Source organism: Microcoleus sp. N9_A1, assembly GCF_036701795.1.
Taxonomy (GTDB): domain Bacteria; phylum Cyanobacteriota; class Cyanobacteriia; order Cyanobacteriales; family Microcoleaceae; genus Microcoleus.
The window spans coordinates 1-14,984 of record NZ_JAUBRI010000106.1; the positions used below are offsets into that span (position 1 = coordinate 1).

Below are 14,984 nucleotides of genomic sequence, written 5' to 3' on the forward strand. Positions count from 1 at the left end.
CAAATGCTTTATTTATTTCAGTCAAAACAAGTAGAAACAGTCCGAGAAATATCGTCTATTTTGGGCAAAAGTGAAACTACAATTCATCGCTGGCTCTTTCAATATAAAGAGGGTGGCATAGAAAACTTGTTAAAAAATCGACAGGTTTTTGGCAGACCCAAAAAGTTTTCCGTTGAAGTAGCGGCTTTAGTACAACAAGAATTGAGAGACCCCGAAGGGTCTTCTAGTTATAAAGAAGTTCATCTCTGGCTCTGGTTGATCAAGGAGATACCTAGTAGTTATCAAGCTGTATACTCCTTGGTCAAAGGGGAGTTAAAAAGTAAATTGAAAAGACAAAGACCCCGGAGTAGTGAGCAAGAGCCAACGGCAATAAATGAATTCAAAAATAGCCTATCTGAGAGAATCAAAACCTTACTGGACCAAGCTCCTGGCCAAGAAAAAAAAACAAAAAATTTATTTTTTGGTGTGAAAAAACTCGATTGGGACTACATACAATTCAGAGACGAAGGATCACACAGGAGAGGTGTAAAACCCGTAGGGAAACATCAATGGAAATTTAAATGTTTCTGACTTTACGGAGCAGTATCCTCCTCTACTGGAAGAAGTTTTTTTTGGGAGTTTTCCCATTTAGATAAAGTTTGTTTTCAAGCATATTTGGAACAATTGTCGCTTGAATATCCCGATGAATTGCCGATCATTCAAGTCGATAATGCTGGCAGCCATCTTTTAAGCACATCTGAATTGCCAGACAATATTATTTTACTATTTCAGCCTCCTCATTGTCCTGAAGTAAATCCAACAGAAAGAGTGTGGGAATACATCAAAGAATTTTTAGCTTGGCTAGTTTTTAGTAATCTTGACGAACTCCGCGTAAAAGTTCAGGAAATCTTAGCATCTTTAACGAATCATGTCATTGGTTTTCTGAGAGGATGGTCTTGGATTTTACATTCTTTATCTCTAGCACATCTTTAAAAAAATGGTATGAGACGCTGCTGCAGGTGCGATCGGATGTGAAATTGGCTGGGGCAGAGCTTTTGGCGATCGAACAATTCGGTATAGGAGGCTCAGACACATTGCGGGGCTACCGTCAGGATGCAATGCTTGCCGATAGCGGGATTTTTGATTCAGCCGAGTTGCGGTATCCGATGCAAGCGCACCAACGACAAACAAGGAGTTTTGCAGGTGACGCCGTTTGTGGATTTTGGCAATGTTTGGAATCCCAGGGAAAGCGCGGTTTTTGGAAGCGAATACTTTGCTGTCAGCGGGATTGCGGCTGCGGTGACTGTACGGCGAAAGGTGGAATGCTCGCGGATGCTGGGGAATTCCTTTGATTGATATTAAGTCGAGCAACAGGAGTTTACAAGAGCGCGGGCTGTATTTTTCTGTATAATTCACACCTTTTGAGGAAAGCAGTCGTTTGGCCCTTGGCGGAACTGAGCAATTCCGCTATATAGTAATAAGTATCATTTGGCACTCCTCTGTAGCTGCCAAGAGTGCATTTTACTGATAATCTTTAAATTAAACTATGTCTAAGGTGCGGTTGCTGCTTTTAAGTTCTTTTGCTTCCGGTTTTGGGCTTTGCTCAATCATTTTGGCGATGTTTACGATGAGTTCCAGGCTGTCCTTTACGTCTTTTTTTACATTTGTTTTAACTTTGGTGTTTTTTGGAATTAATATGGTTTTTGCTTTGCATTATTATACATCACTTACAAAGCAATTGAGTGTTAAAAATAAAAGGAAAGCGAGAATTTAGCGGTTGTGAAGCAGAAGCGGAAAAAGGCATGGAGACTTGTTTATGGAATTTGAAGGGAATCCAGGAAAACGCCTCTGGGTTAGGAAAACTATCTAGCTGTAAGCCATAATTATTTAAAGTCTAATTATTTAGGAGGTCTGCCTGGAAACAAGAGTGACATAGTATGAATTTGCTAAGAGGCCGATCGCACTAAAATGACTGTACAGTCGCACCCGCGCGCGACAGCTTCCGGGATATTCCCGTGAATTACCTGCTTCAGCAGCCCTTCACGGCTCGCTCCCAGGACGATCGCATCGCACTGATCGTTCTGAGCCAAATCAATTAAAGCATCAGAAACCGATTTAGCGCAAACCGAAGTCGCTATTATCGAACAGCTAACCCGGCGCTGGATAAACTCCGCCGCTTGCTTTAATTCTCCGCGATCGGGTTCTGCAACAGAAGGCTGATGAACCTGACACAATTTAATCTCCGGTACAGCACTCGCAGCCACCAAAGCAGGTAGCAGCCGCAAAGCCGCAGCTTGCTTGTAACTGCCGCGAATAGGTACCAACCAGCGGTGCAAACCCATCAGCGTGTGCAGCCCCAATTCAGGGGCTGGAATGTCTAAATTCGGGGCAAATTCACTTTCAGGAGTCGCTGATAAATCTGAGGAGCTCGCCAATGCGGGATTATCTGCTCCGTCAACTTTTTCGGGATTTAACTCCCATTCTATAGACGCATATTTCCGCCCGCTAAAAGTGGCAGAAAACTCATTTTTCTTACGTGTTGCTAATAGTTTTTCGCTCCATTTAACCAAAATCACCTCGCAGCCTGCTTGCCGAATTACGGTATCAACAACATCGCCAAAAATGCGTCCTTTTGTGGAAAATTCGCCTTGCCAGCCCATCAAAATTAAATCTATATGTCGCTCCTTTATTGTCTCCAAAATCGCGTTAGGCACGTCGTGAGCTACCCGTATTTGGGTGTGTACCGGCAAGTTCCAATTGCGAATTATTCGCTCGGCTTGTTGTAGCAGGCGGCGGCTTTTGGTTGTCCGCACTGCGCTTTCGGAGGGGGAACTGTTGCGCGGTACTAAGATGATTTGCAGGCATTCTAATTCGTAATTGCGATCGCGCGCGATCGCCGCGGCCAGCCGGAGCAAAGCGGGTGCTGTTTGGGGATTGGAAAGCGGCACTAATAAGCGGCCGTTTCCGACTTGCGGAGCCCTGGTTTGATAGACAACATAGGAAGGTTCTGGATGCGGGCCCTGGGTGGTTTCTCCGCTGAGGCGATCGGATTCAACTCGGATAATGTCGCTGCGGGTAATAATTCCCACCAAACGCCGGCCTTCTACGACCGGCAAGCGGCTGATATTGTAGTTGTTGAGCCTGTACAAAACCTCGCTTAAAGTATCGCTTGCTTTGACTGCGATCGGCTGTACAGTCATAAATTCTTTGAGCAGGGAGTTGCCGGACAAATTGCGATCGCTGGCATTTGCCAAATCGGTTTGACTGACAATTCCGACTAATTTGCCATCTTCAACTACTGGAAAGCCTCGGTGGTGCGATCGCGAAAAAGCCTGCATCACTTCATCGAAAGTCAGCAGACTCGAAAGAGTTTCAACTCGGCGCTGCATCACGTCATCTGCGTGCAAGTCGCTCAAAGTATTGCTGGCAGCTTTTGCCTTTGTCAGTTGAATGCCGTTAAACTCCAAAAGGCGATCGTAAAAAGAGCCACTGTCCACCTTTTCCGCCACCAAATAAGCAACTACAGAACAGATCATCAAAGGCAGCACTAATTTGAAATCCGCCGTAATTTCAAACACAATCACTACCGCAGTAATCGGCGCCCTAGAAACCGCGCAAAAAAACGCTCCCATTCCCGCCAAAGCGTAAGTTACCGGCAAACCGACACCCAGGGAATCTGCCTGCACAATTCCCACCATGTGACCGAGTGCAGAGCCCATAACTAGGGCAGGGGAAAACAATCCTCCCGGAGCTCCCGAAGCAGCGGAAATAATTGTCAGAAAAAAGTGAGCTATAAAGGCAATTAAACTTGTTATGCCGCTTGCTTCGCCTGTCAGCATAAACTCCCGTAAACCCGTATTATCGCGGAAAGTTGCTGGAAGAAAAGCTATTACTGAACCGCAGATTAGACCAGCTAGAGCCATTCGCACAGGCAAAGCTAATTTGAGCGATCGCCTGTTAAATTGCAAGCTAGCCATAATCCCTTTGGTGAACAAAGCTCCCAGCCACCCCGCTAAAACTCCTAATAGTATGTAAAACGGGATTTCCTGAGCATCAAAACTGGTTTGGTACGCGCGAAGGTTCAAACTTAAACTATCGCCGCCCAAAAGCTGCGAGACAACTGCACCGATAAATGAAGCGATAATTGCAGTCCCTAAAGTCAATCCCGAAACGTCGTGCAGCAGTTCTTCAACTACAAACAAAACTCCTGCAATGGGAGCATTGAAACCAGCCGCCAATCCTGCCGCAGCACCGCAAGCAATCAATTGTCGGCGGTAGTCTGGGGAAGTAGGCATCAAGTGACCTATCCAGCCAGCCAAAGATGCTCCTATTTGCACAGTAGGGCCTTGCCTGCCTAAAGTTAAACCGGAACCAACTGCTAAAATAGTCGTCATAAGTTTGGCCACAGCTACTCGCAAATCTAAGGAAAGATTGACTCCGCCGAGAGCAGCTTTGACGTGAGGAATGCCACTGCCGGCAGTTTCGGGAGCAAAACGCTCAACCAAGAAACCTGTCAGCAACCCGCCGCATAAACCGACGCTGGGGAGTAATATCCAAGCTGGGATTAATGTCGAGGTAGCAACTCGCCAACTGCCGAGCCATCCGACTCCTGACTTTAGCAAAACACCAGCCAGTCCGGCCACCAAGCCGATCAGACAAGCTTCAAAAATGGCTAGGCGTTTCGGCCGTAAAAAAAGTTGAGATTTGATGACCCTGGAAGGTTCCCTAAATTGTTTAGGGATAGTTATGTACGGCATAAATAGCGTAGATGACCTGAGAGTTGTCTGCTCGATCGCACTTTAGCAAAAAATCCTTCGATACTTACCAGAAATCTGCTGTAATTCCGATGCTATCGGATTTGATATCAATCTGCGATTTTTTTACCATAGCCTCCACCAGTGTTTTCAAATCCGGCACTTCTAAATCAGGCTAGCCGCAGGCAGGCAGTGTCGCCCCAAATCCTGTTTTCTCGTGTCTGCGATTTAGCCAACCAAATCTATCTCGCGACTTGACAACAATTGTCTCAAAGCTGGCAGTATTCAGCTTTCCCAAGCTATCAGAGGGCCGTAGCAGTCAAAACTTACAAATTCAAATTGATTAAAATTTAACATCTTTCAGTGCTCCTATTCTACGGTTGATATTCAGCAAAAATTTCAATTTTTCCTACAATATTGCGATTAAATTCTGCCAATTGTTCGGCGGGAATCCAATACTCTTGGTGTACTGAACTGGCCACAGTTTGTACGGGATATTTTTTTAAGAATTCTGCCGCAACCCGAAAGCGCGTGACATAGCCGAAATATCCCGATGCTGCATCTCTTGTATTCCAATCTCTCGCGATTTGTATGGCATAGGCTTTGTGAAGTACGGGATAAAAAGTAGGCTGAAAGGATAAGCGTGGCGGAAATGCCATAAAATCGCTTTCTTTAATCAGTTCCATTTCTTTTTTGCCGACGGCTCGGAACAGCGTTACTGTCTCTTGATCTGATATATTGATATTTTTAAACCAAGCTTTCCAACCATCCCAATTGTGAACTATTTTAGCCAATTCAGCGTAACCGGCCGCACGGGGATGGGAAACGTCATTTTCGGTAAGTTCTTTATGCCAAATTTCCGAGTTTTGCAGCGGGGTGCAAACATCTAGATAAGGCACATTTAACTCGTTGCAAACTTGGGAAAACTGTTCGGATAAGTTGGCAATCCGCCTTGTGCGATCGGCATCAATAACTGGCGGTGGCCCTACCATTAATACTGGAAATATTTCTTTGGATGATCTGAGAATAGAGCGAGCATTTTCAATTGATTTTTCAACTTCTATGCGAATTTTTTCGTTTTCTAGGTAAGTGTCGTTGACGCCAAAAGAAAATACTATTCTGCCGTCGGCGTAGTGAGGTAAGCGGGTAGAAATTTCGTTGAACCAACGAGTTTCTATATCGGCACTGGTTTCTCCCCTTATTCCTAAATTGTAGTAGGTAATATCGTGTCCTTGTCCGCAAGCGGCAGCGCAAATCCGTCCTGTCCAACCGAGACATTTGGGATCGCAAGTACCGTTTACAAAAGAATCGCCGATAAAACAAATACGCATATTATGTGGATTGTTGATTGTTGACTGTTGACTGTTGACTGATGATTGATGACTGTTGACTGATGATTGATGATAACTGACTACTAACAACTGACAACTGCCAACTGACAACTGCCAAATGACTACTAACAACTGCCAACTGCCAACTGACTTTAATTCTTACCGATGACGGACAATCCCTCTACAATTACAGATGGTGTGTGGCAAGAACCGTTCCACTCGGAGTCTCCTCCCAATTCTACTAATTGTTTGAGGACGTTGTAGACGTTCCCAGCTACCATTGTGTCTTTGATTCTGCCGACTATTTGACCTTTTTTGACTCGGTAGCCGAGATCGACGTTAATTGAAAAATCGCCGGAAATTCCAGCACTGCCGCCAAGCATTTGATCGACTACAATTCCGTCGTCTAATTGAGCGATTAAATCGATTAACGATCGCTCTCCTGGTTTAATCAAAACATTGAACAAACTCGGCGTCGGATAGCTGCCCAAACCCGGGCGAAATCCGTTGCCGGTGGTGCCGCTCCCCAAGGCTCGACCGGTGGTGCGATCGGTATAAAATAGCTGCAACACTCCATTGTTGATAAAGACGATCGCCCGAGTGGGAGTACCTTCGTCATCAAAGGGACAGCTATAGGGCCCGATATCCGGCTGCTGCGAGAGGGTTACAAGGGGCGATGTCACTTGTTGGCCTAGTCGATCGTTCCAAGGCGAAGCGCCTTCGAGTACCTGTTTGCCGTTCAACGCCGCACAGACAGTCCCCCAAAGCAAATCGGCGGCTTTGGCTGTAAATAGCACCGGCACGCGCCCGGTGGCGGGAGCAACATTATCTTTCGCCCATTCTAAACGCTGCAAAACCCGCTTGGCGCTGGTGTTTAAGTCGAGAGTCCCGCGTTCGGTTTCGCCTTCCCAAATGTTGAGGAAATCCTCGCCCCGCACTAATTCTGCTGATAAGTAACCGCTGAGGGTGGTGTCGGTGTGACTGGAATCCAAACCTCTGGTGTTCACCAAGCGGGTGCTCTCGATTTCGCAGTCGAGTTCGGCGGTGCAGAGGCTTTCGGGATAGGCTTGGCGGACGATCGCGATCGCCTCTTTGCCCCAGTTTACTAGCTGTTCGGCTGGCACCGACACTCCGCGATCGGGATAAACAACTTTCTCACCGGTGCCGAGTTCGATGGTTTCCGGTTCGTTTAGTTGCGAAAGCGCGATCGCCCTGTCCACCAAAATTTGCAGTTCCACAGGCCCGTAGGCCACCGCCAAACCCGGCCGCCCATCCCGCCACAGCCGCAGTGCAATGCCTTCTGCTTGGGCGGTTTCTAGCTGTTTGAGGCGGTTCGCTTCAAAAAAGACCGGCCGTGAGAGCGATTGCGATTCCAATACCTCAGCAGCTTCTGCACCTGCTTTGGTGGCTAGTTCTAACAGTTGTTCTGCTGATTGCTGATTGGTCATTGTTGTCGGTGGTAGTTGACAGTTGACAGTTGACAGTTGACAGTTGGTAGTTGGTAGTTGGTAGTTGGCGGTTGGTAGTTGGCAGTTGTCAGTTGACAGTTGTCAGTTGTCATTGGAAGCAATTACCGATTACCAATTACCGATTACCAATTACCGATTACCAATTACCGATTACCATTTTTTTGCGATCGATGCCTGAGCGGTTATTGCCCCGCTCGCGACTAAATAGTTAGTTCGTGCAGCAGCCAAAATCCTGCAAAAGATTCCGATTCGGGATTCGACTGAATTGCTAAGAAATGTACTTTTTTTGCTTGCTTTTTAGCGGCTTCAAATCCTTTCGCTTCTCTCTCCGTTGCGGCGTCTCTGAGATTAGCTAAAATCCAGCGATCGTTAGCTCCCGTATCTAATACCAGCCTAGCGGGCGGGCCGCTGTCAAATTTGATAAAAGCCAACTCCAAACCCGACATCCAACCTGCCAGGGCTGTTGCTCTCGATGAGTAGATCATGAGTCCCGGAATTTGCGTTTCCGGGTCGAGGCCTGTCATCGGCAACCCGAAAGCTTCGCCAAATCCGATATCCCACTCGGACATTTCGTCAAAAGCTGCGATCGGCAAACTCACAAACGCCCATTTTTCGCCGATTAAAGCATCCGGCAGCGCAACTGGCGTTTCGGGTATAAATTGAACGGTCGGGTTCACAACCGGTTGATAGCCCGGTTCGGCGGGATAAACGTCTTGCATCCGTTCTTCCAGCCACAGGCTGAGGGCGAGGGTGCGGCGGCTGCAGGCGGCGGGAATGTCCAAATCCTCGCAGGCTTTAGTAATCATGTTCGCCATTTGGCGGCGGAAAAAGCGGATTTTTTCAGGTCGTTTCGGTGCTGCGGCGATCGCATCTTTAATTGCATCCGCCAGCCACAGGGAATTCACGGTAGAACTGGAGCAGAATTGCGAGTAGCGAAACAGAGATTCGGCCTTGTCGCCTACATTCAGCGGGCTTTCGCAGATCAACACTTCCCATTTTTTTTTCTCTCGCTCGTCTATGATTGGACGGCTGTAAAAGTCGAGTTCCCAAATAGTAGCCATGCCGCGCTGTTAAAAATTAATCCTTTCTCATGTTACCGGACAGCGGGCAAGTTTCTCATAATGATGATTGAAAACTGATTTTCAATGCCTGTGCCGCTGCACCCTGTTTCCCGATCAACCGCAGCACCACCAATTTTTAAACCAAATGCTATAAAAAGGCATCAACTCTCCCCTAGCTTCATCATTTGGATTGCTCTACTAGAAAACAGAGATCGACTTCAATTTAACATCTCCACATTTTCTCCTCTACCGACTCATACAATCTCCGTTCATCCGCGTTTATCTGCCTTCATCGGCAGTTAAAAATCATCTAGATATAATCTAAATAAAAGCTGAAGTTCCTCAATTTAAAAGTTTCGTAAAATAAGGGTTTCTATTATAGCTTTTTTTGTAAATTAGTCAAAAGACCGTTTGTCAAACTTACAGATTTAAGCTTATACCACCTTTGTCAAAAGACAAAGTGTAAAACTTATTGAAACAGTCATAAATTATCGAAATTACGGAACATAAGTAAATATCAAAAATTTCTGATGTAGTTTAAATAAGCAAACCTACTTTCAAGGATAGGCAAGTCAAATGGCAAGTAAAATAGAATCAAATTCAGGAATCATCAGAGCTTCACATATCGGGAATATGATTCCTAACGATCTGCGGAAAATCATCGACAGCCAAGCCGGGGAAAGCAACTTCACAGGTGCTAATTACCTCACCCTTACCCCGGAACCAAAGGTAGTGACACCCAGCGGTCAGGCTGTAGGCGCAGATATCGATCTAAACAAGATTGCCAAGCACGTTGACAGCACGGCCAAGTCCGAATTAGCCGCAGACATCATTGAAATTCCAGATGTTTTGCTGGGCAATTCTGCACAATCAGGATTCACCGATTATTTCAGTTTTGAGAGTATTAACAATATCCCCATTACTCTTAAAGTCAACGACTTGAACGAGGCAAATGTTATTAGCGATGACAACAAGCTTAAAAGCTTGTCCGACATAATTAGTCGCGCTTCTTTAGGAGCTAAAGAAAGTCGCTTTTTTGATGCAGATGATGCTGATAACCTCATAGAAATTACACCAGAAGATGCACGGCAATTAGGAGGGCTCCGTGCTTGGGGCGGCAACGATCAAATTATCGGCACTCAGGGCAACGATACCGCTAACGGCAATGCAGGTAACGATACAGTGGTTGGCGCTCGCGGCGACGATATGCTGAAGGGCGCACAAGGCAACGATTTGCTCGACGGGGGTGAGGGGGACGATATAATTATGGGCAATCAAGGAGACGACTACCTATTAGGCGGAGCGGGAAATGACGTAATCCGAGGTGGAGCGGGCATTGATGTACTGATTGGAAATGCGGGCAATGATATCTTGATCGGCGATAGTGGTGCTGACTTCTTAATGGGGGGAGAAGGTGCCGATCAATTTATTTTGCGCGGCGATACATTTACCGCTGGTGCTGCTTTTGCCGATCGCATTCTCGACTTCAACCCCAGCCAAGGCGACATCATCAAAATTGCCTACTACAAAGGCACCCAAGGCATGGATGACATCAGTTTCGCTGCCGTTGATGTCAACAAAGACGGTATTGGGGATACTGCTATCCTCTGTTCCTGCGGTGACATTGTGGGTGTTATCATCAGTACAGACCCCTCAACAATCAACCTCAGAAGCTCAATCTTCATGGCCGGGCCTCAAGACACAACTCTCAGCAACATCGGATAGCACTTTTAATAGTTAATAGCAAGCGGTTAGCAGCAATAGCTGCTAGCCGCTTGTGCGGCCGATTTTATTGGCGCTTTGCTTAAACTGCTTTTAGAGAATTGGCGCTACAATCAAAACCAACTGTATAGTTTGATTCCATGAGACCAATCATTCTGGAAAAGATTGTTTTAACCTTACAAACTTTAGATTTTGTTCTCGCTTTATGGCAAGGAGGTTCAGCAGCCCACGGATACACCGACGAGTGGTCAGACCTCGATATTGCGGTTGTGGTTGAAGATAACTGCGTGGAAGAAACATTTGAGATTGTGGAAAAAGCCCTCGCAGAAATTGGCGAAATCGAACTCAAATTTCGAGTTCCCGAACCCGCTTGGCACGGTCAGTCGCAGTGCTTCTGGCGGCTCAAAGAATCCCCGCCCTTTTTGCTAATTGATTTCGCCGTTTTCCGGCGCAGCAGCCGCAACGAATTTCTGGAAATAGAGAGACACGGGAAAGTGCCGATCGCCTTTGACAAAGCTAATCTAATTGTACCGCCTCATTTGGATACAAACAAGCATTTTTCCAAAATGCGCTTCAGATTCAACGAAATTAAAATCCGTTTTGATTTGCTGCAACCTCTGGTAAAAAAAGAGATTTATCGCGGACATTTAGTAGATGCGATCGGCAACTATCACAATTGGACACTTCTACCATTAGTCGAACTGCTGGGCATGATTTACCGTCCGCACAGATACGACTTTGAACTAAAATATTTTAGCCGAGACTTTCCGCCCGAAATAGTCGATCGCATCGCACCGCTTTTCTGCATTACCAATCTACAAGATTTAGCAGCAAAACACCAAACAGCAGAGGCGATTTTTGCCGAAACCTTACCGATTGCAGAAAAGCTGATTCAAAACCATCAAAATCAACCCCATTAACAGCCGCCCAAAAAACCAATCCGCCTGCATCAGCGTTCATTAGCGTTCATCAGCGGTTAAAATTAAAAATCAACAAACATCCGCAACTTCCAATCCCATGACTAAACTCAGCGTTAACATCAACAGAATCGCCCTCCTCAGAAACTCTCGAAACATCGGCATCCCCAGCGTTACCGAAGCCGCAAAAACAGTCATCGCCGCCGGAGCCCACGGCGTTACAGTCCATCCCCGCCCCGACGAAAGACACATCAAAGCTGCCGATGTTTACGACTTAGCCAAAATGCTAACCGTCGAGTTCAACATCGAAGGAAATCCGTTTCAGCCGCCATTTATGGATATAGTTTGCGATGTCAAACCGGCTCAGTGTACCTTAGTCCCGGACGCTCCCGACGTGCTAACATCCGATAGCGGTTGGAATATTCCCGAAAATCGCGATCGGCTACTACCAATTATTGAAAAATTAAAAGACAAAGGCATCAGAGTCAGCTTGTTTATGGATGCAGATGCTGCTCTCATGCCACTAGCAAAAGAAGTTGGAGCCGATCGCGTAGAACTCTACACAGAACCCTATGCAACTGCTTTTCGCGAAGGTAGAGTAGAATTTGTTTTTCAACAATATGTCTTAGCAGCTAAAGCCGCTCAATCAGTAGGTTTGGGAGTGAATGCCGGACATGATTTAAATTTGCAAAACTTAGCTAAATTTTGCTCGATTCCTGATATAATAGAAGTATCGATCGGTCATGCTTTAATTGCGGAAGCATTAGAAATGGGCTTGTCCAACACAGTACAAGCTTACCTGAAAATTCTGTCAGGTTCGTAGTACAAATTAACCTCGTGTGGGAGGGCGGGTTTTGCAGTGGTAAACTCGTTTGTATTAGAAAAATCAACTAAATCCGCCCCTACAAACCCTACAGGATCGGGACACGCAAAAAGTGGTTTGACACGCTACGAATAAGGTAAGATGCGGTGTTGATCGCCTTACATAAATTAGCCGATCGTCCAAAACTAGGCAAAAGTAGAGGCCGTCACCCAGTGCGGGTACTAGCGGTTTTCTGGTAGCAAGGCAGAGCCCGCAGCGAAGACACCGCATTTTTTACCAAGCTCCTCGGAAAAAGCTTTGATTTTCCTTGACCAAATTACTAATATTATTGATGTTATTATGCGTAGGGAGTATGATTGAAATCTCCCGACAAACTCAGGCTACTTAGCTCCCGCACTGCCAATCTGCTACTATCAGGTTTTGTGCAAGTACGGGATATTTATGTGTATCCTCTATGCTGCTGTAGCCGATCGCCAGATTTAATCCGGTGAAAACAGGCAAACACAAGTAACCATATACAACTCCTTACCCCCCTCCCTCGGAAGTGCGACATGAAAAAACTAATTTTACTGACTGGAATGCTACTCATGATGACGGCAAAATCAGTATTTGCCAGCCCAGTAGCCCCCAAAATTGGGCCGAGCGAGCTGATGGCTGCCTCGGAAATTACAGAAACCCTTAACAAACCCGTTACCTCTGGATCAGTTTCAAACCTCGAACCGATCAAGCGAATGTCAACCTCGGAAATCCGAGAAACCATCAACCAACCCACCACCTATATTTTTGAAGGCGTCAAAGGGCGAGAACTCACTCTCTCCCTGTGGGCAGGACAACTGACAGCCGAACTGTACAGTCCCAATGGTGAAAATATGGGGGTTATTGAAAAAGCAGACAATCAGTGGATTGGTCAGTTGCCAGAGTCAGGCATCTACCGCGTGCGAGTCACCCCGAAAGGTGAAACCAGCAGCTTCGTAATCGGACGCGACTTTAGCGCCAAGTGGACTTATCGGCCCGATCGCGCAATTCCCATAGCATTCAAGGAAAAACAAGCCACAGTCAAACTCAAAATGTCCGGCTACCAAATCCAGCCGATCACGGTTCAAGGCAAGCAGGGACAGACAATTAGGGTCACAGCTAGCACCAAAAATCTAGATCTGGCGATCGAATCTCCGTCGGGATCACTGCTGGATCAAGGCGAAGGTCAAACTTTTGCTCAACTTCCCGAGTCCGGCATCTACCGGATAATCGTAGTTGCCAAAAGGCCGGTCAAGCCCTCAATCCGAGTTTCTGTGCAATAGCAAAGATTGCACAAATACTCTTGAGGGCGATCGAATTTCCGTCGTCCAAGTACAAAAGCTCGCCTGATCGGCGAGCTGTTTTTTGTGTATAGAAACCGCCACATCGGTAAGGACAGAAATAAGCTCATGAATAGATCCCTGACCCTTGTAGCATCAACGGTTTGATGCCCATCTAAAAACTGTCAACTGTCAACTGTCAACTGTCAACTGCTATAACATCAACCTTGGATCAGCGCTTCAAAACGTTCTTGTTTCCAAATACAGCTTAAATCCGAGTCAGCTAAAGCTAGCTCTCGGTATAAATTAGGGATCAACTCAACAGCCCGCTGCAAATTGTCAAGGGCAAAATCAGCAAATCCCAGTAGCGCATAACAGCAAGCTTTATTGTAAAAAGCGTTAGCAAAATCAGGATTAATTTCTAAGACTGTTTCGTAGCAAGCAATCGCCTCAGAGTAGCAGCCTTTTCGCGCCAATTCCACACCCCGGTTGTACCAAATCAAATAATCTTCAAAGGGACGCTCAGATGTGGGAGTAAACTTGCCATTTCTCTGATTTAAACCTACTAATTTCTCCAAAGCAACCCTGCGTTCGCCCACAGCTTCGGCTCTGCCCGGTTGTAGAGCGATCGATCGGCTAAAACTAGCCACTGCTTGTTTGTAAAGTCCCATTGAGTTGGCTGCTATACCGCGATTGTACCAAGCCCTCGCGTCGTCTGGGTTAAACTCGATCGCCCGGTCAAAACTGTTGAGCGCCTGATAGTAAAGCTTGAGTTCCAACAAGGCATTACCTCGGTTGTACCACGCCCAAGCAGCCTCCGGATACAAATTTAAAGAGCGATCAAAACTCCGAACCGCCTTCTCGTAAAGCCCCATATCGATCAGTGTCAGTCCCCGGTTGTGCCAAATACTCGCCGCGCACGGACTGAACTCCAGAGCCCGTTCAAAACTGTTGAGAGCCTCCAACCAGCGGCCCAACTTTCCTAAAGCAATAGCCCGGTTGTGCCAGCCAAAGCTCGCATTCGGCTCCACCACCAAGGCCTCATCAAAACTCTTCAGCGCCTCTAAGTGCCGTTCTAATTTCCCCAGAGCCATACCTCGGCCGAACCAAGCCTTATAATGATCTGATTGCAACTTCAAAGCTCTGTTAAAGTTCGCCAGAGCACCATGATCATCGTTAGCTTCGAGGTGACGCGAGCCCAGATGGTAATACCAAGCCGCTTCCAAGTTTTGAATTAAGTTCATAATATTTTGTATCTATCTTAGGGATGATTCTACATGAAACCATAGGTGGAGTAAAACTGTAATTCCACTAAAAATCTGAAAAATTTGATACAGGGCGATCGCCCGTACAGACTACCCGTAACAACCTCAACAATTTGCGGTCGAAACTAACTATTTTCCTCTGGTAAAAAGCTCTTTTAGCTAACCGCACTCATCGTTTTATAGAGCGGCTGCGAATCTTAACTCTGCGTGAATCACGCAACTCTTACCGCATCCCGAATTAGGTTTGCAGTTACACAAAGAGTCCTAGGGCGCCCCAAGTCTAACTGCAAATCTCATAAAAATTAATACGGGATGTGGGAAACTCAGTGGCTTCAGCCCTGAGAGGGAAACGGCTCGGGGACTTCAGT

12 protein-coding genes and 1 pseudogene are annotated in these 14,984 nt (G+C 46.4%); 8 read left to right on the forward strand and 5 right to left on the reverse strand.

Translation table 11 applies throughout. From position 1 onward, the window contains the following. The 4 genes and pseudogenes from QUA58_RS28860 to QUA58_RS28875 form a co-directional block, all read left to right on the forward strand. Nucleotides 1–570, forward strand: a 570-nt coding sequence (locus tag QUA58_RS28860; RefSeq protein WP_333397534.1) for a helix-turn-helix domain-containing protein, incomplete at its 5' end; no start/stop codon positions are given. 12 nt (nucleotides 571–582) lie between these two features. Continuing rightward, a pseudogene (locus tag QUA58_RS28865) lies at nucleotides 583–972 on the forward strand (transposase); the annotation flags it as partial. Beyond that, nucleotides 936–1,331 (forward strand): ShlB/FhaC/HecB family hemolysin secretion/activation protein, encoded by a 396-nt coding sequence (locus QUA58_RS28870; protein WP_333250671.1) that lies wholly within the window; start codon nucleotides 936–938, stop codon nucleotides 1,329–1,331. The pseudogene QUA58_RS28865 and the gene QUA58_RS28870, both read left to right, overlap by 37 nt. Nucleotides 1,332–1,721: 390 nt before the next feature. Next, nucleotides 1,722–1,862 (forward strand): hypothetical protein, encoded by a 141-nt coding sequence (locus QUA58_RS28875; RefSeq protein WP_333397537.1) that lies wholly within the window; start codon nucleotides 1,722–1,724, stop codon nucleotides 1,860–1,862. Nucleotides 1,863–1,925: 63 nt separating this feature from the next. On the opposite strand, the gene QUA58_RS28880 is transcribed toward QUA58_RS28875, so the two are convergent. The 4 genes from QUA58_RS28880 to QUA58_RS28895 all read right to left on the reverse strand — a co-directional run bounded on the left by QUA58_RS28880 (nucleotide 1,926) and on the right by QUA58_RS28895 (nucleotide 8,594). Further along, a complete protein-coding gene (locus QUA58_RS28880) occupies nucleotides 1,926–4,736 on the reverse strand; it encodes a chloride channel protein (RefSeq protein ID WP_333397539.1) in 2,811 nt (936 codons plus the stop codon). A 371-nt stretch (nucleotides 4,737–5,107) separates the two neighbouring features. Further along, complete coding sequence (locus tag QUA58_RS28885) at nucleotides 5,108–6,196, reverse strand: GDSL-type esterase/lipase family protein (RefSeq protein ID WP_333397542.1); 1,089 nt, start codon at nucleotides 6,194–6,196, stop codon at nucleotides 5,108–5,110. A gap of 20 nt (nucleotides 6,197–6,216) precedes the next feature. Next, nucleotides 6,217–7,512: a TldD/PmbA family protein gene (locus QUA58_RS28890; protein ID WP_333250676.1), complete on the reverse strand. Its 1,296-nt coding sequence runs from the start codon at nucleotides 7,510–7,512 to the stop codon at nucleotides 6,217–6,219. A 221-nt stretch (nucleotides 7,513–7,733) separates the two neighbouring features. Next, on the reverse strand, nucleotides 7,734–8,594 hold the full coding sequence (locus tag QUA58_RS28895; protein WP_333250678.1) for a Tab2/Atab2 family RNA-binding protein: 861 nt from the start codon (nucleotides 8,592–8,594) through the stop codon (nucleotides 7,734–7,736). Nucleotides 8,595–9,227: 633 nt separating this feature from the next. Between QUA58_RS28895 and QUA58_RS28900 the strand changes: the two genes are divergently transcribed. From QUA58_RS28900 to QUA58_RS28915, 4 genes are all read left to right on the forward strand, one after another. After that, nucleotides 9,228–10,319 carry a calcium-binding protein gene (locus QUA58_RS28900; RefSeq protein ID WP_333309945.1) on the forward strand — a complete coding sequence of 364 codons (1,092 nt, stop codon included), beginning with the start codon at nucleotides 9,228–9,230 and terminating at the stop codon, nucleotides 10,317–10,319. 137 nt (nucleotides 10,320–10,456) lie between these two features. After that, entirely contained in the window at nucleotides 10,457–11,236 is a 780-nt protein-coding gene (locus QUA58_RS28905) for a nucleotidyltransferase domain-containing protein (RefSeq protein ID WP_333397544.1), read from the forward strand. A 97-nt stretch (nucleotides 11,237–11,333) separates the two neighbouring features. Further along, nucleotides 11,334–12,056: a pyridoxine 5'-phosphate synthase gene (locus QUA58_RS28910; RefSeq protein ID WP_333250683.1), complete on the forward strand. Its 723-nt coding sequence runs from the start codon at nucleotides 11,334–11,336 to the stop codon at nucleotides 12,054–12,056. Between the two features lie 551 nt (nucleotides 12,057–12,607). Beyond that, nucleotides 12,608–13,354 carry a hypothetical protein gene (locus QUA58_RS28915; RefSeq protein WP_333250685.1) on the forward strand — a complete coding sequence of 249 codons (747 nt, stop codon included), beginning with the start codon at nucleotides 12,608–12,610 and terminating at the stop codon, nucleotides 13,352–13,354. 218 nt (nucleotides 13,355–13,572) lie between these two features. Here the strand turns inward: QUA58_RS28915 and QUA58_RS28920 are convergent, their stop codons facing one another. Next, entirely contained in the window at nucleotides 13,573–14,595 is a 1,023-nt protein-coding gene (locus tag QUA58_RS28920; RefSeq protein ID WP_333250687.1) for a tetratricopeptide repeat protein, read from the reverse strand. Nucleotides 14,596–14,984 lie beyond the last annotated feature (389 nt).